Below are 21387 nucleotides of genomic sequence, written 5' to 3' on the forward strand. Positions count from 1 at the left end.
GCACAGACGGAAATATTGACGAATTATTCGATTTACGACGGGGTCGCCCGTGCGATTACGAATAAATAACTGATTATCAACATTTTACAAATACATAAATTACGAAATAATTGTTTCTATTCACTTATTATTAACTTTGTCCTACATTTTATCCTTTTTCAATGAAAAAACTCCTTTTACCTATGCTTCTCGTTTGTGCTTTACTCAGTGCTTGCGATACAGCTAAAAAAGAGACTTCAGCCCCAACAAACCTTGATGGACATTGGCTTAACCAAGAATATTTGGAAGCTCTCGAAGCCTCTCATTCACCAAAAAATGTGGCAGATAACTACACTTTCTATGCCACCGAACTCATTTATGACCATACAAAAGGCGACTCTATCATGGTTTTTAACGGTCAAGCTGAATTTGCAACTTTACCCATGAAACGCCACGGCGATACACTCAGTTTAAAACTCAATCAAGATGATATTACTAATATCATCTATTCGGCAAACACTAAAACTTTGACATTTACCGATAAAGAACTCAATCGTGTATTCAGGTTCGTTCGTGCTGATAGTAGTTTGATTGATAAGAGTTTTACACCAAAAGTTGCCTTTCCTTCAGCAGTCAACAAAGCAACTTTTGAAGGGAAATGGGATATTTACGAACATCTTTCAACTCAAAAATCGGGCGAATTTAGTCGATTCGGTACAATCAAAGGCTGGGATAAATATGATAATTATACGGTCTGTGTAAACGGAGATTGCGTGGCTAACGAAGACGGCGATGTGATTTTCTTGGGTACGAAAGACAAATCTGATATGTATGGCTTCCGCTCAAAGGGAGATTCGATAACGATTTTTGAACTAAAACAAATTAATGATGAAGACGAAAAGCCTATTTATAAGCAAGGAATGCCGTTGATGTTGTTGAAGAAGGCTCCCCGCCCCTAAAGGGGAGTTTTAAAACACAAAAAAGGCTTTTTCGTAAACGAAAAAGCCTTTTTTATTAAAATCTGAGAATCAGAAGCTCCCCTTTGGGGGCGGGGGGGCTACTCAACCTTACTCAACTTTATAGTGTTCGTACGGTTATTATCTTGTAATGGTAAACTCAAAGTATTGATAAACAAATCGCCTTTTTCTAATTCGCCTTGTTCAATCAAAAAGTCTTTGATAGTATCAACCACCTGTTCAACGTTTTTGCCTTTCATTGTATCTACCACAAAAACCTGCACACCCGAATAAAGACTCAATTGTGTTGCAAGCGTTTCGTTGTGCGTAAAGATAAACAATCCAGCTTTCGGGCGGTGATGCGATAAACGTACAGCCGTGTAACCAGAGTTTGTAATACCAATAATGGCTTTCACTTTCAAGTCACGAGCCAAACGACAAGCTGTCATTACAACGTTATCATTTTCTTTCTCTTTCGACTCATACGTATCTTCAGTTACACGTGTGTGGTGACGGAAATAAAGCTTCTTTTCATCAGCCAATTCTTCCACTTTCACAATTGTATTGACCATCGTCTCAACTGCCAAAATCGGATATTTACCCGATGCACTTTCTGCACTAAGCATCACAGCATCAGCTCCATCTAATACAGCATTAGCAACATCACCAACTTCCGCACGAGTCGGACGTGGACTATCAATCATACTTTCAAGCATTTGCGTTGCTACGATAACTGGCTTAGCGGCCAAGTTCGACATCTCAACCAAACGCTTCTGAATCATCGGCACATCTTCTGATGGAAGTTCAACGCCCAAATCGCCACGAGCAACCATGATTGCATCACTGGCGTTTACGATAGCTTCCATATTCACAATTGCTTCTGGTTTTTCAACTTTAGCAATTACTTTAGCTGTTTTGCCTTGTTCTTTGATATATTTTTGAATCTCCTGAATTTCTTCTGGCGTACGTACAAACGAAAGAGCCACCCAGTCAACATCATTTGCCAAACCAAACTTCAAATCTTCCCAGTCTTTATCAGTTACTGATGGCTGAGAAATATTTGTATTGGGAAGGTTTACTCCTTTCTTTTGTTTCAAAAGACCGCCATAAACTACTTCTGTAATTACATCTGTACCATCTTTTCCTATAACTTTTACTTCTAATTTCCCATCATCCATCAAAATTCGCTCTCCAACTTGTACGTCATTGTACATGCCTTTGTAAGGTGTACTTACTCTTTCGGCATTTCCAACGATGTCGTCGCTGGCGAATCTTAGTTGATTTCCTGCAAAAATCTCAACGCCATCATTGCCACTTTCCATCAGACCAATTCTGATTTTAGGGCCTTGCAAATCTTGCAAGATGGCACATTTAAAGCCATGCTCTTTATTGATTTTACGAATACGGTCGATACGAATTTGGTGGTCGGCGTGAGTTCCGTGAGAGAAGTTCAGACGGAAAACATTTACACCAGCTTTTGCCAATGCCAATAACATTTCTTCGCTTTCGGAAGCAGGCCCGACAGTTGCTACTATTTTGGTTTTTCTTTGCATAGGTGAAATAAAATTTTTCTTCGGCTTAGGAATTGTGCAAAAATACTAACTATTAGCGAGAAATTCAGAATATTTGAAACAGAAAGGAAAAAGGTTTTTTAAAAAAACAATTAAAATTCTGATAATCAACGACTTAAATTATCTTTAACTTAGTATTAAATCTCAAAAACAAATCAAAAAAGTACCATAAAAATCAATAGAATAGCTTTTTTGGTGGTAAATCACCCAAAGGCCAACTTAGAAAAGCCATATTCTAAGATTGATTTTTTTTGAAAAAAAAGCGTTTTTTTTTGTCTGAAAAAAATATTTGTCTAAATTTGTATCAATAAAAAAACAAAACCATTGAATCATACGTCAATCGCAATTTCACTTCTCCTTCTACTCAACCTGTCGGTGTGAGAAACGGAGATTTTGTATATACGAAAGCCCTTTCTTACAACGTGAGAAAGGGCTTTTTTGTGAACAGTTGACGCAGTACAGTACTCACTTAACCAATATTAATCTCATCAGAAATGAGCGATAAAATTTATGTTTTTGACACTACTTTGCGAGATGGCGAGCAAGTACCAGGTTGTCAGTTAACGACTGACGAAAAAGTAATGATTGCTAAAGAACTCGAAAAGCTGGGTGTTGATATCATCGAAGCAGGATTTCCAGTATCGAGTCCTGGCGATTTTCGTTCGGTTGTAGAGGTTTCAAAAGCCGTTACCGAGCCAACAGTTTGTGCGTTGTCACGTGCCGTAAAAGGCGATATTGATTCCGCTGGCGAAGCTCTGAAATTTGCGAAACGTCCTCGTATTCATACAGGAATCGGTGCATCTGATATTCATATCAAACATAAATTTAATAGTAGCCGAGACGCAATCATTGAGCAAGCGATTGATGCCGTAAAACACGCCAGAAACTTGGTGGATGATGTTGAGTTTTATGCCGAAGATGCTGGCCGTGCCGATTTAGAGTTTTTGGCTCGTCTGACCGAAAGTGTTATCAAAGCAGGTGCTACGGTTGTAAATTTGCCTGATACAACTGGTTATGTTTTGCCAAACGATATGTATGACCGCATCAATTATTTGATGAATAATGTACCAAACGTTGACAAAGCCATTCTTTCGATGCACAATCATAATGATTTGGGTATGGCAACTGCCAATACAATTGCAGGAATCAGAGCGGGAGCAAGACAAGTGGAGGTGACAATTAATGGTATTGGTGAAAGGGCGGGAAATACTTCGTTGGAAGAAGTTGCGATGATTTTGAAAGTACATAAATCGCTTGGTTTTCATACTGATATTGATAGCACGAAACTATTTCCAATGAGTAAATTGGTTTCTGAAACTATGCGTATGCAAGTGCAAGCCAATAAGGCAATTGTTGGGCGTAATGCTTTTGCACACTCGTCGGGTATCCACCAAGACGGTTTCCTGAAACATACAGATACTTACGAAATTATCAATCCACTCGAAGTTGGTGTTGATAAATCGATGATTGTCTTGACAGCCAGAAGTGGTCGCCACGCATTGAAACACCGCCTCGAAATGTTGGGTTATAAACTCGAAAAACCAGTTTTAGACGATACATACAAGCGTTTCCTTGACTTAGCCGACCAAATCAAAGAAGTAAATGATAAGGATTTGGTGAAGTTAATGAGAGCGTAGTTTTTTTAATTAAGAATGTAGAATTAAGAATTAAGAATGCAATGCCATTACATCGCTATCTTGTTTTTTTTCATTCTCAATTCTACATTCTACATTCTTAATTCCCCACAAGGGCTTCATACAAAATCTCGGCTGGGTGTTGGGCAATTCTGCCTGTTCCGTCTTTTATTTGGTGACGACAGCTTGTGCCTGGAGCGGCAATTATTACATCTTCAGCTTGTTTCCTGACAGTCGGAAAAAGTACCAACTCTCCTACTTTCATCGAAACTTCATAATGCTCGGCCTCATAGCCAAAAGAGCCAGCCATTCCGCAACAACCCGATGGAATCAGATGTACTTCATAATTTACTGGCAAAGACAAACTTTTCTTGGTTGGCGTAAGCGACGACAGTGCTTTTTGGTGGCAATGTCCGTGCAGTTTTATTAATCGTTTTTCACTCGAAAAGGCTTCTTTTTTGATATTGCCTCGGTCAATTTCACGAGCAAACCATTCATCAAATTGAAAAGTATTTTTAGCGATTTTTTCGGCAGCATCTCTTAAATCTTGCGGTACAAGTTCCAGATATTCATCTCTCAAAGTCAAAATTGCTGATGGTTCGAGTCCAATAATTGGCGTATTTTCTGACACAATATTTTTTAGCAATTCAACATTTTTTATAGCGATTTTCTGAGCTTCACGCACCATTCCCTTTGATAAATATGTGCGTCCACTTTCTACATGATTTGGTATAATTACCTCATAACCAAGCCTTTGTAGTAATAAAATCGCTTTTTTACCTACTTCTACATCATTATAATTCGTAAACTCATCGCAGAATAGATAAACCTTTTTATCGTTTTTGGGGGAAGATTGCTTGCCAAACCATTCTTTCAATGTCGTATTGTGCAATAACGGCATTGTGCGGTCAGGATGAAAACCTACAATTCGGTTGGCGATTCGGCGTGTAGCTTCGGTTTTGAAAATGAAATTATACGCCCACGGAACAATTGAGGCCAGTTTCATCTGCTTGGTAAATGTTCCGATTAATTTTGAGCGGAACGGAATTCCTTTTGTATCATAAGTTTTCTGCAAAAACTCTGCTTTCATCTTGCCCACATCCACACTTGACGGGCATTCTGACTTACAGCCTTTACACGACAAACACAAATCAAGCACTTCTTTTACGCTTTCCTGCGTAATTGACTGCTCATTGGTGTAATATTGCCTCAAAACATTAGCTCTGGCACGAGTCGTGTCTTTTTCGCTGCGAGTAGCCATGTAGCTCGGACACATTGTGCCACCCGTGATTTCGGTTTTGCGGCAATCGCCCGAACCACTACATTTTTCGGTTAAGCGTAAAATGCTTTCTTGTTTCGAGAAATCAAAAATTGTTTGGTGTTTGGGCGTTGGTTGGTCGGCTTCGTAACGCAAAAACTCATTCATTGGCGGCGAATCAATGATTTTCCCTTGGTTGAAAATGCCTTTTTCGTCAAATATTTGCTTTACTTCTCTGAAAAGTGCGTAGTTTTTTTCACCCATCATAAACGGAATGAATTCGCCACGCAAACGTCCATCGCCGTGTTCGCCCGAGAGTGAGCCACCGTATTTTTTTACTAAAATTGCTGTTTCGGCCAAAATTGTTCGGAAGAGTTGTCGGCCTTCGGTGGTTTTTAGATTAACCATCGGCTCTACGTGTAGCTCACCCGCCCCTGCATGGGCGTACATTGAATATTGTACATTGAGTTTTTTTAGTAAAACCTCTAAATCTTCGATATATGCTGGCAAATCTTGTGGGTCAACGGCACAGTCTTCAATCAAGTTTACACACTGCGTATCGCCTTCGAGGTTTCGGAGTAAGCCCAAGCCACCTTTTCGTACTTCCCACGCCTTTTTAGAGTCATCACCGAGCAAAATTGGGTGAGCATAGCCCAAATCCTTTTCTTTGAGAGCTTTTATTAAGTTTTCGGCTTTTAGCAATAAGCCTTCCTTCGTTTCATCAAAAAATTCAACCATCAAAATGGCTTTAGGCTCGCCTTCGATGAAAAATCTATTTTTTGACTGCTCAATATTCGTTTTTGTAAATTCCAAAATAAAATCATCAACCAACTCAGAGGCCGAGCAGTTATGTTCGAGAGCCACGAGATTAGCCAAAAGCGATTCATTGAGCGTATGCGTATGCACGGCCACCATTCCTACTTCTTTCGGAGGTATGTCGAAAAGTTTCAGTTTTGCTTCAGTAACAAAGCAAAGCGTTCCTTCCGAACCTGCAATTAGTTTGGATAAATTCAGTTGCTCAACATTCAGTAAGGCATCTAAAGCGTAGCCTGTATTTCGGCGTTTTACGTTGGCTTTCGGGAAGCCCTGTTTTATGGCCGTTTGATTTTCAGGATTGTTGATGAGTATATCAAGACTTTGATAAATTTTACCTTCAAGGGTTTCTAATTTACATTTTTCTTGAAAAGATTTTTGGTCTAAGTCGCCAAAAACAACCTCGCTACCATCTGATAATAAAGCTTTTACCTCCAAAAGATTATCACGAGTTGCTCCCCAAATAATTGAGTGAAGTCCGCATGAATTATTGCCAATCATGCCTCCAATCATGGCTCGGCTCGAGGTTGAGGTTTCGGGTCCAAACATTAGGCCGTAGGGTTTCAGATAAGCGTTGAGGTCGTCACGAATGACACCTGGCTGCACTCTTACCCATTTTTCGGCTTGATTTACTTCGAGAATATTGATAAAGTTTTTTGAAATATCTACCACCAATCCTTTTCCAACAACCTGCCCAGCCAGAGAAGTACCCGCAGCACGAGGAATGAGTGTAATTTGCTCATTATCAGCAAATTTGATGAGTTTTTTTATATCATTTACAGTCTTGGGAATAGCTACGGCCAACGGTTCTTCTTGATAAACCGAGGCATCGGTCGAATAGACTTTCTTTAGGGCTTTGTCGGTAGTGGTATTTTTGAAGTAAAGTTCACCTTCAAATTCGCTCTGCAACGCATCAAACATATAATCGGTATTTTTTACCCCAAAATTGGGGAAGAAAAAGTAGATTTGCTATGAATTTGGGGAGAAAAAAGCAGATTGATTCTGATACTCAATTTTGCTAACACATTACAACAAGTTGTCACGGTGATTTGATTTTATAAAGTATTTTACTAAAATTGGTCAATTAAAATATATATCAATGGCATTATTAGATAACCTATTAGCAGAAATAACACCCGAAGAGCAAGCTCGTACCGACCGTAAAATGCGTATTGCTTCAATTATTGCCGATACACTTGTGGAAAAAGGTATGGCAAAGAAAGAATTTGCCCAAAAAGTAGGTAGAAAACCTTCTGAAATAACAAAATGGTTGAGTGAGACTCATAATTTTACGCTTGATACCATCACAGATATTGAGCAAGTGCTAAACATCAAACTAATAACAGATAAACGTAAAACACCTGCACAAAAACAAGTTTTGGGAGGTTTAAGGGCGTAAACGACTAAAAACAAAAAAGGAAGACTTTACAAGTCTTCCTTAGTAGCGGGAACAGGACTCGAACCTGTGACCTTTGGGTTATGAGCCCAACGAGCTGCCAACTGCTCCATCCCGCGATGTTGTTCCGTATATCGGACTGCAAAGGTACGAGAAAATTTCACAATAAAAAACTATCTTTGCAAAAAAATAAAAAAAACACGATTATTTTTTGTCGTGACCAATTCAAATGCAAGAAGAAAACATTTCTCCCGACCACAAGGCGGGCTTTATTAGTATCGTAGGAAAACCAAACGTTGGTAAATCGACGTTGATGAATATTCTCGTGGGTGAGCGACTTTCAATCATTACCTCGAAAGCCCAAACTACTCGCCACCGAATCATGGGTATCGTGAATGGTGTGCATGAAGGCACCGACTTTCAGTTGGTGTACTCCGACACGCCCGGTATCATCAAACCGATATACGAGTTGCACAAATCTATGATGCACTTTGTGCATGGCTCGCTCGAAGACGCCGACGTGATTTTGTTTGTAACAGATATTTTCGAAAAACACGACGAAGATGATGTTATCACCAAACTCCAGCACACCGAAACGCCTATTTTATTGATTATCAACAAAATAGACTTGGCAACGCCCGAGCAAATCGAAGAAAAAGTAAGTTACTGGAAAGAAAACTTCAAGGCTGTGGAGGTGATTCCGATTTCGGCATTGCACCAACAAAATGTTGACGGTCTGTTTTCAAAAATTATTGGATTTTTGCCAGTTCATCACCCCTATTTTCCAAAAGATGAGTTGACTGATAAGCCCGAACGCTTCTTTGCGGCCGAGATTATCCGTGAAAAAATCTTCACGAATTATACGAAAGAAGTACCGTATAGCTGTGAAGTAGTAATTAACAGCTTCAAAGAAAAAGAAGATATGATTGTTGTAAGTGCTGAAATTTATGTGGAACGAACCACTCAGCGTGCGATTCTGTTGGGTCATAAAGGCGAACGTATCAAGAAAGTGGGCATTGAGGCTCGTCAAGAAATGGAAAACTTCTTCGGTAAGAAAATTTTCTTGGAGCAATACATCAGAGTTGAACCAGATTGGCGAAATAAACGCCAAAAATTGGAGCGATTCGGCTATGAATGATATTTCTTTACCACGGAGACACGGATTTCAAGATTTTCACAGAAAAATTTGTGTTAATCTATGTAATCGCAGCGGCGAACCGTCCGTGTCTCCGTGGTAACAAAAAGTTAAATATGAAAATTATCAATATTTGAAAAAGCTATGCTCTATCTTCTTCTCAGCATCATTTTCTCTGTTTTGCTACTAACAAACTTTCGTTTGTACCCAAAATTCGGCATTAGCACTTTTCAGGCAATTGCGTTTAATTACCCAATTTGTTTTCTGACTGGACTGGCTTTGATGCCCGAAGGACAAAGTTTTGAACTCAACTTTTCAGAAAACTGGACATTCTACGCTCTTATTTTGGGCGTTGGTTTTATCATAACATTCTTATTATCAGGATTTTCTACCCAACGAATGGGTATGACGGCCACGTCGTTGGCCAATAATATCTCGTTGGTGATTCCTGTGCTTTGTAGTTTATTGATTTTCAAAACACAGGGACGCCCATTTGATGGTTTAAATTATTTAGGCTTGGCTCTTGCTTTGGGAGCGGTTGCTCTTAGCACTTTCAAGAAAAGCGAGGAAAAAGTATCGGGTAAAGGCTTAGATTTCCTTTTGCCTGTGGCGGTATTTTTGATGTATGGCGTTACGAATACTTCGATTAACTACTTGAATATCAACTTTATAAAATCGGCTGACCGCACCGTACCCGTTACGCTTGTGATGGTTTTTGGTGCGATTCTGGCAGGAATAATTGTTTTGGCGATTCGAGTAATTCGTGGACAAGAAAAGATTGAATTGAAGAATATTTTGGCCAGTATTACGCTTGGTGTTCCTAATTTCTTGTCGTTCTATTTCTTGATTTTGGCACTAACGGCCTACGGCAATAGCGGTGCGTTTGTTTATCCGCTTTATAATATCGGCGTCATTTTAGTTTCGGCTTTGGTAGCTTTGGTTTTCTTCAAAGAAAAACTCACAACACTCAATAAAATCGGACTTTTGTTAGCTGTTGTGGCCATAGGTCTGATTTCGTGGCAAGACATTCAAGGTTTATTTTAGGTTGTAATAATCTATCTTCTTGATAATCAATAGTTTTCTACGTATTTTTTTGTACCTTTGCACCCCCGTTGTGGGGTATAATCTTTTTTAACGTCGATTGTGGACAAAAACATCGACAATTTTTCACAGTTCTCGCAAGAGAATCACTGTTTATTGTTTCAAAAACGATAACCGTTTACTGATTTTTTATGGCAAATATTGTTGCAATCGTTGGCCGACCAAATGTCGGCAAATCTACTCTTTTTAATCGCCTCATTGAGAGCCGTGTGGCCATCACCGATGATATGCCTGGCGTAACCCGTGACCGTCATTACGGACAAGCGGTTTGGACTGAAAAATTTTTCACCGTTATTGATACTGGCGGCTATGTGGTTGGTTCGGAAGATACTTTCGAGGCAGCTATTCGTGAGCAAGTCGAGATAGCCATCGAAGAATCGACCGTTATTTTGTTTGTGGTTGATACCATGACTGGTTTGACCGACTTGGACAACGACTTCGCTAATGTGCTGCGTCGTTCTAAAAAACCTGTATTTGTTGTAGCCAATAAAGCTGAAACCTTCGAGCGTCATCAGACTTCCGCAGAGTTTTATGCAATGGGCTTAGGCGATGAAGTTTTTCCAATTTCGGCTGCTGATGGTAGCGGAACAGGGGAATTACTCGATGCTGTTGTGGCAAATTTTGAAGACGATGGTATTGAAGACCCAAATGCGGGTATTCCGAGAATTGCGATTTTAGGTCGCCCGAATGTGGGGAAATCATCTTTCTTAAATGCATTGACAGGCAAAGATAGAAGTATCGTAAACCCAATGGCAGGTACAACCCGTGATGCGATTGATACGCACTATAAACTTTTCGGTAAAGATTTTATTCTGACCGATACGGCTGGTATTCGTAAAAAAGCCAAAGTACAGGAAAATATTGAGTTTTATTCGACTCTCCGCTCGGTAAAAGCCCTCGAAAACTCAGATGTTTGTTTGGTTTTGATTGATGCTTCGGTAGGCTTAGAAATGCAGGATATTAGCATCATTGGCCACGCCCACAACGCCAAAAAAGCCATTGTTTTGATGGTAAATAAGTGGGATTTGGTGGAGAAAGATTCAAAAACGGCCGATACCATGAAAAAAGCTATCTTAGAAAGATTAGCTCCGATGAATTATATGCCCGTTATTTTTGCTTCAGTGCTTGAAAAACAACGTATTTTTCAAGTAATTGAAAAGGTAATGGAGGTTTATGAAAATAAAACTCAGAAAATTACAACATCAAGACTCAACGAGGTGATGTTGCCGATTATCGAGCGTACGCCGCCACCGATGTTGAAAGGGAAGCAAATCAAAATCAAATATTGTGTGCAAGTGCCTACTCCTTCGCCAACTTTTATTTTCTTCTGTAATTTACCACAATACGTACAAGAATCATATTCTCGTTTCTTGCAAAACAAACTCCGTGAAAACTTCGGTTTTGAGGGCGTGGCTATTACAGTATTCTTTAGAGCGAAGTAAGTTTGGTGACTGGTTGTTAGACAAATAGTTATTGGTTTTGAACGCATAAAAAAATCCTCGTCTTGGCGAGGATTTTTTCTTTATATCAGTAATAGTAATCGCACGGGTAGCTCCGCAGCTCACTAATAACCAATTTTCCAGTCAAGCAGTAACCAGTTTACCAATAACCAACATCAAATAGTTTTCACATCAAACTTGAATTTATCTTTGTTCGGTACGCACTTGCCGTCTTTCGTAGTACAAGTTTGGCATTCGATTTTTCCTTCGATGATTGGATTGGCCTTCGTAATCTTCACTTTCTGAATAAACTTGGCTTCATGCTCGAAATACTGCACTTTTCCGCCCCAAATTTCATCAAACTTTTCTTTTGGTTTCACAGGTGTAAGTTTTCCTACAACTTGATAGCCATCAGTTTTTGTAAAATTGACTGAGGTTGGCAATGGTCCTTCTACTTTTAGTTGAGAAGAATACATATACCAATTATCGTCGATTTTGGCCGTGAAAACTAAGTCTATTGTTTCGCCAACTTTAGCTGATGTTTTTGAAGGCGTAAATGTCCATTTGGCAGGTTTTAAAATCTGAGCAGGTGCCGCAAATGATGAAGCGACAAGTAACAAAAAGAGTATTTTTTTCATTTTTTGAATATAAATTAATTAAAACTTTAGCTTAATCTACTGATAAATAACGACTTATAATTTCTGTTGACCGTCGTCCATCGACTATGGACTAAACTACAAAAGTACTTCAATATTTTCTTCTTCTATTAACGCACAATTATTCATTTTCATATATAGCTGCGTTAAAACTACAACATCAGCCGCACAATATCGTTCGATTTTTGCCCTATCTTTTTCTACATGATAGACATAATTCACTTGGTCTCCACTGATTTCGCTCTTACTACTCGGAATATCAAAAATTGCCGCCAGTAAATCCAGTCCTGTAAAGTGCTTATAATCACCGAATTTCCAAAGGTCGAGCGTGTCCAAATGATTTATTTCCCACGGCTTTTTGCCCGATATTTGCAAAACTCTGGGCAAACCAATACCATTGACCAACATTCGGCGGCACAAATACGCAAAATCAAACTCTTTACCATTGTGAGCACAAAGCATCAAATTACTGCCTGCTTTGTGTTTTTCGACGATTTTCTTGAAGGCTTGTAAAACCTCTCGCTCGTCGTCTCCACCAATCATTTTTACTCGAAGCGATGGTTTGTTTTCTTCATCGAACATGATTCCTCCAACACCTATGCAAAGCACCTTACCAAATTCGGCATAGATTCCTGCTTTTTTTAGATAAAAATCAGCATCGGACAAATTTTCTTCATTATTTAGATAGACTGCTTTTTTGAGCCAAAGTTTTTGCAGTCGTTCGTCAAGTAGCTCAAAATCAGGCACTTGCGAAACCGTTTCGATGTCAATGAATAAGACATTTTTTAAGTGTTTGACAAAAGCATCATCTATCATAATCAGCAGTATTTAGGTGTTGGATTTCAGACTTCATTTTTTAGCAAAAGTTACATATAATTTGGAGCAAATTGAGTGATGGACGCATTCTGTTCGCTTTAATATTCATTCAGAAAACATCACAACAGCGAACAGGATGTTCGCACCACAAAGAACATAATCAACCAATATAAAGGCATTAGTACAATCATTAGGCCAATCGTGATGGAATCAAAAAAGACGATGCCTCTTGTGAGTTTTTTCGATATGAACGTGGCTAACCAAATGGCAGGAAAATGCGTGATGTATCCGAGCGTGAAAAACGGCGTTTGTGCGGGCGACAATTTCGGGAAATTCCAGCTTAAAATCTGATTAAGTTTTTCGGTCAAAACCTCGTTGAATCTACGCAAAAACACACCATCTTCGGCAGGATTCGATAAATCTGCCTTTTGGATTGCCTCGCCAAAACTCAAGTTTATTACTTTTCCATAAGTTGTAAAAGTATTGTAAGTAATAGCCACGGGAATTACTGTCAACGGAATTTCATCGCCCCAAGCTTTCTGAGCCAAACGCCCCGTTCCTTTTTTGAGTGGTAGGAGTCTGGTTTGATTAGTGCAGAGTCCTTCCGAGAAAATCAGTACCATTTCGCCTTGTTTGAAAAGTTCGATACACTTCTTGAAAGTCTCGTCATTATCGCCCAAATGCTCTTTCCCTTCCGAAAGGCGATGCACGGGCATCATAAAAAGGCTCGAAAGAGCTTTTTTGGCCAAACTTTTCTTGAAAACATCACCACGAGCCAACGACCAAATACGTCGGTCGAGCGTACAACATAATAAAACTGCATCAAAAAACGAATTGGCGTGCGTAGAAGCCAACATAACTGCCCCCGATTTTGGTATATTTTCGAGGCCTGTAATTTTAATTCGTTTGATAAAGAATTTCAGCAAAAACGTAACAAAAGGACGTAAGATATAATAAAGCAACTGTTTAGAATTTTAGGTGAAAGTTTTTAGTATTTCAAAAATCAGCATAAAAATCTAAGCGACCAAATAGATTTTTGATTTTGGCACTTGTTTGACATTAAATTGTAGTTTTCTGCTGAATATTTCAAAAAATCCAAATTCTATTTGGTTTTGCTTTTGAGGGGTGTAATTTCGTTTGTGTTTTACAACAAAACAGTTTGATTCTAAACAAAAACATGACAAATCTACAAGACAAAATTACGGCTATCTTCCCCGAAGCTGGTCAAATTCCCGAGCAATTTCAGATTCAACCACTCCACCAAAAAGAATATTTGGTAGGTGGCGAAATGCGTCAGTGGGCGGGTGCTACGCAAGATGTTTATTCTCCGATTTATGTAAAAAACGGCGGAAAATTTGAAAGTGTACACATCGGAAGCTACCCGATTACCTCAGAGAAAGAAGCAATGGAAGCACTCGATGCCGCTCTAAAAGCGTATGACAGCGGGCGTGGCGAATGGCCAACGATGAGCGTAAGCGAGCGTATTGGCTGCATGGAGAATTTTATCAAGAAAATGCTTGAAAAAAAGACCGAAATCGTAAACTTATTGATGTACGAAATCGGTAAATCGTTGGGCGATTCAATCAAAGAGTTCGACCGAACAGTAGAATATATTTATGATACAATTGATTGTTTGAAAGACATTGACCGAAATTCGTCTCGCTTCAAAATCGAGCAGGGAATTATCGGACAAATCCGCCGCTCGCCATTTGGCGTGGTGCTTTGTATGGGGCCGTTTAATTACCCACTCAACGAAACCTATACGACGCTTATTCCTGCTATCATTATGGGAAATACAATTCTTTTTAAGCCACCAAAACACGGTACTCTTTTGCATTACCCGATGCTTGAAGCTTTTAAAGAATGTTTCCCGAAAGGCGTTGTCAACACAATTTATGGGCGTGGAGCAAACGTTGTGCCGCCATTGATGCAAACAGGTAAAATCAATGTACTTACGCTCATTGGTTCGAGCAAAGTAGCCAATGATTTGAAAAAAATGCACCCAAAACTCAATCGTTTGAGAGCAGTTTTGGGTCTTGATGCCAAAAATGCAGGAATTATCTTGAAAAATGCCGATGTAGAATTGGCTGTGAAAGAGTGTATTTTGGGTTCGCTTTCGTTCAACGGTCAACGTTGTACGGCCATCAAAATCATTTGGGTACACCGCTCGATTGCGAAGAAATTCTTGAATAGATTTACCGAAGAACTCGAAAAACTCAAATTCGGAATGCCTTGGGAAGCTGGCGTGAATCTAACGCCCTTGCCCGAACCAAACAAACCAGCTTATTTGGCCGAGTGTATTGCTGATGCAAAAGCCAACGGAGCAGAAGTCATGAACGAAGGAGGCGGAACGACCGTAAATTCATTTGTATATCCTGCGGTACTTTATCCTGTGAATAGCAAAATGAAAGTTTACAGCGAAGAACAATTTGGCCCGATTGTGCCAATTGTACCTTTTGATGATGTAGAAGAGCCGATTCAATACATCATTGATTCGTCGCACGGACAACAAGTGAGTATTTTTGGCACCAATGCCGACCAAATCGCTCATTTAATTGACCCACTCGTCAATCAAGTAAGTCGTGTAAATATCAACGCTCAGTGTCAACGTGGGCCTGATACTTTCCCGTTTACAGGAAGAAAAGATTCGGCCGAAGGAACACTTTCGGTAGAAGATGCTCTCAGAGCTTTCTCGATTCGTACGGTAGTTGCCACGAAAGATACCGATGCCAATAAGAAAATTTTCAATGAGATTGTCGAAGAGCATAGCTCGCACTTCCTTTCTACGAAATATGTTTTCTAAAAAGTACAGTCCCCTTCGGTTTAAATCGAAGGGGATTTTTGTTTAACATTGCCTTGAAAACTTGCTTATGAAGCATTCAAAACCCAAAAAACTGTTTAAATTTGTGTATAAATATTCAGAAAATGACTAAAGAAGTAAGTCCAAAGTTGATTTTGCATAAGCCTACTCGTAAATACACGCTTGAAGAATATTTACGAAAAGAAGCAAATTCAACCCACAAACACGAATTTATAAACGGCGAAATAATCAAAATGCCAAACGCAAGATACAACCACAACTTAATAGCGATGAATATTGCTATTGATTTATCTTATCAAACAGAAAACTCAGATAAAAATTATCAAATATTAGGCTCTGACCAAAAAATCTATTTTCCAAGTCTTGATGAAGGTGTTTATGCCGATGCTTTGGCCGTTTGCGAAAAACCACTTTTTTGGGATAATGACGATTTACTTTTAATCAACCCTATTTTAGTAGTGGAAGTTTTATCGAAAAGCACACAAAAATATGATAGAAGTGGCAAATTCGATAAATACAAAACCCTCGAATCATTCAAAGAATATGTAATGATACGCCAAGATATATGCTACGCCGAAGTTTGGTACAGAGAACGCCCGGGGCTTTGGCACGAAACCATCGTAACGGATTTTGAAGGAAAATTGCCTCTTCAATCGCTCGGAGTAGAAATTTCGATGAAGCGGATTTATAAAAATGTGAGTTTTTGAAAAGTACTATTTTGCTCGAACGCCACCCCTCAAAATCAAAAACTTTTGAGGGGTTTTTCGTTTCTATGTAGCAATACCGTAACTTTGCACAATAATTTTTGAATACTAAAGAAGATATGACCGAAACTCCGCAAAAATATACCGTTACGGCAGCTTTGATTTATGCCAATGGGCCTATTCACATTGGGCATTTGGCTGGCTGCTACATCCCTGCTGATATTTACGTGCGTTATCTCCGCTCAAAAGGGGCTGATGTGGCCTTTATCAGCGGTACTGACGAACACGGCGTGCCGATTACAGTGAAGGCTCGCAAAGAAGGAAAAACACCTCAACAAGTCGTTGATTTTTACTACGAACAAATCAAACAATCTTTTGCTGATTTTGGTATTTCGTTCGATATTTATTCTCGCACGTCCAATAAATCGCACCATAAAGTTTCGCAAGAAATCTTTACGACTTTGTACGATAAAGGTTATTTCGACGAAGAAACCAGCGAGCAATATTTCGATGAAGTAGCTCAACAGTTTTTGGCTGATAGATATATTGTGGGCGAATGTCCTGTTTGTGGAAACCCGAATGCTTATGGCGACCAATGCGAAAAATGTGGTTCAACGCTCTCGCCAACAGAATTGAAAAATCCTCGTTCGACGCTCTCAGGCTCGAAACCTATCATGAAAAGTACCAAAAACTGGTATTTGCCACTCGACCGTATGCAGCCCGACATCGAGAAATACGTAAACAGCCACAAAGAGTGGAAAACCAACGTATTTGGTCAGTGCCAATCATGGTTAAAAGATGGTCTAAGACCTCGTGCCATGACTCGTGATTTGGATTGGGGAATCAGCGTGCCTTTGCCTGACACCGACGGCAAAGTTTTATACGTTTGGTTCGATGCACCGATTGGCTACATCACGTTTACGCAAGAATGGGCCGCTCAAAATGGCAAAAACTGGGAAGATTATTGGAAAAATGAAAACACGAAGTTAGTTCACTTCATTGGAAAAGATAATATTGTGTTCCACTGTATTATTTTCCCTGCGATGTTGATGGCCGAAGGAAGCTATATTTTACCCGATAACGTGCCTGCACAAGAGTTTATGAACTTGGAAGGTGATAAAATTTCGACTTCGAGAAATTGGGCGGTTTGGTTACACGAATATTTGGAGGAATTCCCAAATAAGCAAGATGTATTGCGTTATGCCCTTTCGGCCAATATGCCCGAGTCGAAAGACAATGACTTTACTTGGAAAGACTTCCAAACCAAAAATAATAGCGAATTAGTTGCCATTTACGGAAACTTCGTAAATCGTGCTGTGGTGCTTACACATAAGTTTTACGGTGGAAAAGTACCAGCACAAGGCGAACTAAGCGATTACGACAAAGAAACGATTGCTGCGTTGGCAGAATTTCCGAAGAAAATCGGTGATTCGATAGACAATTATCGTTTCCGTGAAGGTTTGGCCAATATGATGGATTTGGCTCGTTTAGGAAATAAATATTTGGCCGAAACCGAGCCGTGGAAGGTTATCAAAGAAAACCCAGCTCGTGTTGAAACCATTATGAATATTGCTTTGCAAATTGCTGCTAACTTAGCGATTTTGTCAGAGCCATTTTTGCCTTTTACAGCCCAGAAATTAAGAACCCAATTAGGCTTAAACGAAACAACTTGGGCCGAAACAGGCGGAGCAGATTTATTGCCAGTAGGAACTGTAATTGGTGAATCAAGTCTATTATTTGAGAAAATCGAAGATGATGCGATTGAAAAACAAGTAAAAAAATTACAAGAATCGAAGCGAATGAATGAGTTAGAAAACGCAAAAGTACCCCCTTTAAAAGAAAATATTCAGTTCGATGATTTTGCCAAATTGGATATTCGTATTGGTACAATCTTAGAAGCTGAGAAACTACCAAAAAGCGATAAATTATTGAAGTTTTTGATTGATGATGGCTTCGAGAAACGCACGATTCTGAGTGGTATTGCCAAGCATTATTCGGCCGAAGAAATGGTCGGTAAACAGGTTACGTTTATTGCGAATCTTGCTCCAAGAAAAATGATGGGTATCGAATCAAACGGAATGATTCTGATGGCCGAAGACCGTGACGGAAGTTTGGCTCTTCTCCAACCCAACAAACAAGTGTGGAATGGCGGAACGGTAAGTTAATTTTAAATGAGAGAATGAGTGAATATCAAGTATTTACTCATTCATTTTTCTTTTTTTACGATACCTTTCTAACACTTCATTAATATCTGGCCTGCTAACTCTTTTACCACGAGGATAAATTTTGTCAAATATCGGCTCATATTTGATTTGTATCAATCTTTCTAAAATTTGCCTTGCACTTTCTTCTTTTTGTGCATTATTCTTACTTTCAAGGGGATACCAATATCCAACAATATTACCCGTTATTGCCATAAAGAACTCTCGCCAACAATCAGCTTTTTCATTTCCTTTCGTTGCCTCATTATGTGACTTTAATCTGTCATAAATCTTTTTAGCTTTCCCTACATAAATAAATCCATAGTTCTCATTATACAACGCATAAACTCCTGATTTTTTCAAATCAGAAGTTTTTCGTTTTTCTTCAAGTTTTGTTAAATCTATATTTTGCCAATTCTCTTCTACATTTATAAATTCGTCACTATTGATGATTTGTAAAATTTCTTCTAATTCCATATACAATTCTATTTAGTAAAAAGCCCTTCCAAAAAATTTGGAAGGGCTAATGTACACTCATTCTCTTTCTATGCAAAAGGTGAGCCTTTTTTACGTAAATATTCACCGATATTAAAGATTATTCCGTCGAAAACTTCAATATCTTTGTTCCAGTCTTTTACTTGCCAATCTTCGTTTCTGGTAGCTACTGTTACTTTTTTTGATTTGGTTGTAATCCAAATTACTTTTTCTACACCAAAATTCAATAGTTTTTGCGTTTTATTGAAAATATAACTATCAATTTCTAAACCAGGTGCTTCGATGTTAATATCCACTTCGATGGCTATTTTGGGCGGAACGATTGCATAATGTTCGTCAATTGCTTCAATGGGTAAAACACTATTTTCAAAAATAAGAATATCTCCTGCTAAATTATTGTATTTATTCAGATGAATTCCTGTTTCGCTTGATAGAAGGGTGTACTTCTCTTCGTCCACTTTTCTTCCAAGTAAAATGATTAAATGTGTAATAATAAGTGATTGAAGTGTACTTGAACTCATAATTTCAGCAAAAGTTTTTGTTCCATTTAATACTTCTTTATACCCTCTATAATAGATAGGCTTTCCATCCATTACTTCATGTATTAAGTAATCAGGCACTTTTGGGGCTGATTTTCTAACTATCTGTGGTGATTTTGTTACAACCATTTTCTTCTAAATTTTATTAAATTTAAAAAGTTTTTCACAAATAACCGTCAAAAATAAGATTTCTTTAAGTCAATTTCTGCTGAATGCTTACACTCCTGCTTTCACAAAAGGCAATTTCGTTACTATGCCTTTAAGCAGTTTATCTCTTACTTTGATATACACTTCCGTTCCGACTTTGGCGAATGCCGTTGGCACGTGTCCCATCGCAATTCCCTTTTGTAAAGTCGGTGATTGAGTTCCAGAAGTAACTTCCCCTAACTTATTTCCTTCAGCATCACAAATTTCGTAATGACTGCGAGGAATCCCACGGTCAATCATTTCGATTCCCACCAGTTTACGCTGTAAACCTGCTTCTTTTTGAGCCTTTAGGTTTTCAGAGTTGATAAAGTTTTTCGTAAACTTCGTCACCCAACCCAAACCTGCTTCTAATGGCGAATCGGTATCGTTTAGTTCGTGGCCGTATAAGCAATAACCCATTTCTAAACGCAAGGTATCTCTTGCACCCAGACCAATTGGCTTGATGTCAAACTCTGCCCCTGCCTCAAAAATAGCATTCCACATTTTTTCGGCATCTTTGTTCCAAACGTAAATTTCAAAACCACCTGCACCTGTATAGCCCGTTGCTGACACGATTACGTCATCAATTCCAGCAACTGAACCAGCCTTGAAAGTATAATAATCCATTGCAGCAACATCAATATCGGTAAGTTTCTGAATTGTAGCCAAAGCTTTCGGGCCTTGCACGGCAAACAAACAAAGTTTATCAGAAATGTTCTCAAGTTCGACGCCGAAACTATTATTTTGATTTACCCAATTCCAATCTTTTTCGATATTTGAGGCGTTTACTACCAAATAATATTCGTTTTCGTTCCAACGATAAACCAATAAATCATCAACCACACCACCTTCGTTGTTTGGGAAATAAGCGTATTGTACTTTTCCATCAAAAAGTGCTGACACATCGTTTGAAACTATGTATTGCAAAAACTCAGTTGCACGCTCGCCTCTCACTACAAACTCGCCCATGTGTGACACATCAAAAACTCCTACACCATTGCGTACACAGTTATGTTCTTCATTATCAGACGAATAACGAACAGGCATCATAAAGCCACCAAAAGGCACCATTTTTCCGCCCAGTTTTTCGTGTAAATCGTTGAGAGGGATTCTCTTATTCTCTGCTTCCATTAAAATTTGATAGTTAATTGATGAAAAAATTTGTGCAAAGGTATTGGATAGTTAGCAAATATGAAATTTGAATTCCTTAGTTATTTGCTGTCGGTGGCTATAAATGCTCATCAACCACTTCTTCTACTCGTCTCTTGATAGTATTTTGAACGGAATCTTTCGCAAAAATAAAAATGGCAAGAATAATGGCATAAAAGCCAAACATGATAAGAAAACCCAGCCAAGAGCTACCAATCAGATGGTTTAGTCCGATGGCAATTAGAATACTCAGAAAAATAATCACTACGATGCTGAGTATGAACGTAATGAGGGCATAAGCAGCTTTTACGGCTATACTTTCGATTTTATCTTGAACATTAAGTTTGGTTAATTCAAATTTTGCCTCGATGAGTTTCACGAGATTTTCTTTTAACTCACCTATTTTCAAAAAATCAGACATTTGGATTCGGTTATTGGTAATTTGTTATCGGGAAATTAGTCGATTTTTCGTGAATATTAAAAATAAATGCAAGAATTGATAAAATAAAAAATGTTAAACTCGGTGGTTGAACATTAA

General features: G+C 38.8%; 18 protein-coding genes and 1 tRNA gene. 9 read left to right on the forward strand and 10 right to left on the reverse strand.

The annotated features are described in order from the left end of the window. Positions 1-161: 161 nt before the first annotated feature. Positions 162-938, forward strand: a complete 777-nt coding sequence (locus ABR854_RS21350) for a hypothetical protein (RefSeq protein WP_350267881.1) — start codon at positions 162-164, stop codon at positions 936-938. A gap of 98 nt (positions 939-1036) precedes the next feature. Here ABR854_RS21350 and pyk read toward each other — a convergent pair whose 3' ends face one another. Beyond that, the gene (gene pyk / locus ABR854_RS21355) at positions 1037-2488 is read right to left on the reverse strand and encodes a pyruvate kinase (RefSeq protein WP_350267882.1); all 1452 of its coding nucleotides are present in this window, start codon (positions 2486-2488) and stop codon (positions 1037-1039) included. 512 nt (positions 2489-3000) lie between these two features. Between pyk and ABR854_RS21360 the strand changes: the two genes are divergently transcribed. After that, complete coding sequence (locus tag ABR854_RS21360; protein WP_350267883.1) at positions 3001-4143, forward strand: 2-isopropylmalate synthase; 1143 nt, start codon at positions 3001-3003, stop codon at positions 4141-4143. Between the two features lie 97 nt (positions 4144-4240). Here the strand turns inward: ABR854_RS21360 and ABR854_RS21365 are convergent, their stop codons facing one another. Next, a complete protein-coding gene (locus ABR854_RS21365) occupies positions 4241-7132 on the reverse strand; it encodes an FAD-binding and (Fe-S)-binding domain-containing protein (RefSeq protein WP_350267884.1) in 2892 nt (963 codons plus the stop codon). 178 nt (positions 7133-7310) lie between these two features. Between ABR854_RS21365 and ABR854_RS21370 the strand changes: the two genes are divergently transcribed. Beyond that, entirely contained in the window at positions 7311-7610 is a 300-nt protein-coding gene (locus tag ABR854_RS21370; RefSeq protein WP_350267885.1) for a helix-turn-helix domain-containing protein, read from the forward strand. Between the two features lie 43 nt (positions 7611-7653). Here ABR854_RS21370 and ABR854_RS21375 read toward each other — a convergent pair. Then, positions 7654-7726 (reverse strand) — tRNA-Met (locus ABR854_RS21375). A 110-nt stretch (positions 7727-7836) separates the two neighbouring features. Here ABR854_RS21375 and era point away from each other — a divergent pair. From era to der, 3 genes are all read left to right on the forward strand, one after another. Next, positions 7837-8745, forward strand: coding sequence for a GTPase Era (gene era, locus ABR854_RS21380; protein WP_350267886.1), 909 nt, complete (start codon positions 7837-7839; stop codon positions 8743-8745). A gap of 141 nt (positions 8746-8886) precedes the next feature. After that, positions 8887-9786, forward strand: a complete 900-nt coding sequence (locus tag ABR854_RS21385) for an EamA family transporter (RefSeq protein ID WP_350267887.1) — start codon at positions 8887-8889, stop codon at positions 9784-9786. 188 nt (positions 9787-9974) lie between these two features. Beyond that, the gene (gene der / locus ABR854_RS21390; RefSeq protein ID WP_350267888.1) at positions 9975-11285 is read left to right on the forward strand and encodes a ribosome biogenesis GTPase Der; all 1311 of its coding nucleotides are present in this window, start codon (positions 9975-9977) and stop codon (positions 11283-11285) included. Positions 11286-11458: 173 nt separating this feature from the next. Here der and ABR854_RS21395 read toward each other — a convergent pair whose 3' ends face one another. From ABR854_RS21395 to ABR854_RS21405, 3 genes are all read right to left on the reverse strand, one after another. Further along, positions 11459-11920, reverse strand: coding sequence for a protein-disulfide reductase DsbD domain-containing protein (locus ABR854_RS21395; protein WP_350267889.1), 462 nt, complete (start codon positions 11918-11920; stop codon positions 11459-11461). A gap of 96 nt (positions 11921-12016) precedes the next feature. Beyond that, positions 12017-12754, reverse strand: a complete 738-nt coding sequence (locus tag ABR854_RS21400) for a ribonuclease H-like domain-containing protein (RefSeq protein WP_350267890.1) — start codon at positions 12752-12754, stop codon at positions 12017-12019. A 119-nt stretch (positions 12755-12873) separates the two neighbouring features. Further along, the gene (locus ABR854_RS21405; protein WP_350267891.1) at positions 12874-13716 is read right to left on the reverse strand and encodes a 1-acyl-sn-glycerol-3-phosphate acyltransferase; all 843 of its coding nucleotides are present in this window, start codon (positions 13714-13716) and stop codon (positions 12874-12876) included. A 215-nt stretch (positions 13717-13931) separates the two neighbouring features. On the opposite strand from ABR854_RS21405, the gene ABR854_RS21410 reads away from it, so the two are divergent. From ABR854_RS21410 to metG, 3 genes are all read left to right on the forward strand, one after another. Then, positions 13932-15557, forward strand: coding sequence for an NADP-dependent glyceraldehyde-3-phosphate dehydrogenase (locus ABR854_RS21410; protein WP_350267892.1), 1626 nt, complete (start codon positions 13932-13934; stop codon positions 15555-15557). A 122-nt stretch (positions 15558-15679) separates the two neighbouring features. Beyond that, positions 15680-16282, forward strand: coding sequence for a Uma2 family endonuclease (locus ABR854_RS21415; RefSeq protein WP_350267893.1), 603 nt, complete (start codon positions 15680-15682; stop codon positions 16280-16282). A gap of 116 nt (positions 16283-16398) precedes the next feature. Then, positions 16399-18444: a methionine--tRNA ligase gene (gene metG, locus ABR854_RS21420; RefSeq protein WP_350267906.1), complete on the forward strand. Its 2046-nt coding sequence runs from the start codon at positions 16399-16401 to the stop codon at positions 18442-18444. A 33-nt stretch (positions 18445-18477) separates the two neighbouring features. Here the strand turns inward: metG and ABR854_RS21425 are convergent, their stop codons facing one another. From ABR854_RS21425 to ABR854_RS21440, 4 genes are all read right to left on the reverse strand, one after another. Further along, positions 18478-18957 carry a GIY-YIG nuclease family protein gene (locus ABR854_RS21425; protein ID WP_350267894.1) on the reverse strand — a complete coding sequence of 160 codons (480 nt, stop codon included), beginning with the start codon at positions 18955-18957 and terminating at the stop codon, positions 18478-18480. Between the two features lie 68 nt (positions 18958-19025). Further along, entirely contained in the window at positions 19026-19643 is a 618-nt protein-coding gene (locus ABR854_RS21430) for a Uma2 family endonuclease (RefSeq protein ID WP_350267895.1), read from the reverse strand. Between the two features lie 87 nt (positions 19644-19730). Beyond that, entirely contained in the window at positions 19731-20831 is a 1101-nt protein-coding gene (gene gcvT, locus ABR854_RS21435; RefSeq protein ID WP_350267896.1) for a glycine cleavage system aminomethyltransferase GcvT, read from the reverse strand. A gap of 97 nt (positions 20832-20928) precedes the next feature. Next, on the reverse strand, positions 20929-21270 hold the full coding sequence (locus ABR854_RS21440) for a phage holin family protein (RefSeq protein WP_350267897.1): 342 nt from the start codon (positions 21268-21270) through the stop codon (positions 20929-20931). Positions 21271-21387 lie beyond the last annotated feature (117 nt).

This window comes from Emticicia sp. W12TSBA100-4 (assembly GCF_040253585.1).
In the GTDB taxonomy this organism is placed as follows: Bacteria; Bacteroidota; Bacteroidia; order Cytophagales; family Spirosomataceae; genus Emticicia.

Excerpts from the sequence above, each read along its gene's own strand:
- pyk (WP_350267882.1), bottom strand. The coding sequence starts at position 2,488 with ATGCAAAGAAAAACCAAAATAGTAGCAACTGTCGGGCCTGCTTCCGAA.
- ABR854_RS21360 (WP_350267883.1), top strand. The coding sequence starts at position 3,001 with ATGAGCGATAAAATTTATGTTTTTGACACTACTTTGCGAGATGGCGAG.
- ABR854_RS21385 (WP_350267887.1), top strand. The coding sequence starts at position 8,887 with ATGCTCTATCTTCTTCTCAGCATCATTTTCTCTGTTTTGCTACTAACA.
- ABR854_RS21365 (WP_350267884.1), bottom strand. The coding sequence starts at position 7,132 with ATGTTTGATGCGTTGCAGAGCGAATTTGAAGGTGAACTTTACTTCAAA.
- ABR854_RS21370 (WP_350267885.1), top strand. The coding sequence starts at position 7,311 with ATGGCATTATTAGATAACCTATTAGCAGAAATAACACCCGAAGAGCAA.
- metG (WP_350267906.1), top strand. The coding sequence starts at position 16,399 with ATGACCGAAACTCCGCAAAAATATACCGTTACGGCAGCTTTGATTTAT.
- der (WP_350267888.1), top strand. The coding sequence starts at position 9,975 with ATGGCAAATATTGTTGCAATCGTTGGCCGACCAAATGTCGGCAAATCT.
- gcvT (WP_350267896.1), bottom strand. The coding sequence starts at position 20,831 with ATGGAAGCAGAGAATAAGAGAATCCCTCTCAACGATTTACACGAAAAA.
- era (WP_350267886.1), top strand. The coding sequence starts at position 7,837 with ATGCAAGAAGAAAACATTTCTCCCGACCACAAGGCGGGCTTTATTAGT.
- ABR854_RS21415 (WP_350267893.1), top strand. The coding sequence starts at position 15,680 with ATGACTAAAGAAGTAAGTCCAAAGTTGATTTTGCATAAGCCTACTCGT.
- ABR854_RS21440 (WP_350267897.1), bottom strand. The coding sequence starts at position 21,270 with ATGTCTGATTTTTTGAAAATAGGTGAGTTAAAAGAAAATCTCGTGAAA.
- ABR854_RS21410 (WP_350267892.1), top strand. The coding sequence starts at position 13,932 with ATGACAAATCTACAAGACAAAATTACGGCTATCTTCCCCGAAGCTGGT.
- ABR854_RS21430 (WP_350267895.1), bottom strand. The coding sequence starts at position 19,643 with ATGGTTGTAACAAAATCACCACAGATAGTTAGAAAATCAGCCCCAAAA.
- ABR854_RS21350 (WP_350267881.1), top strand. The coding sequence starts at position 162 with ATGAAAAAACTCCTTTTACCTATGCTTCTCGTTTGTGCTTTACTCAGT.
- ABR854_RS21395 (WP_350267889.1), bottom strand. The coding sequence starts at position 11,920 with ATGAAAAAAATACTCTTTTTGTTACTTGTCGCTTCATCATTTGCGGCA.
- ABR854_RS21400 (WP_350267890.1), bottom strand. The coding sequence starts at position 12,754 with ATGATAGATGATGCTTTTGTCAAACACTTAAAAAATGTCTTATTCATT.
- ABR854_RS21425 (WP_350267894.1), bottom strand. The coding sequence starts at position 18,957 with ATGGAATTAGAAGAAATTTTACAAATCATCAATAGTGACGAATTTATA.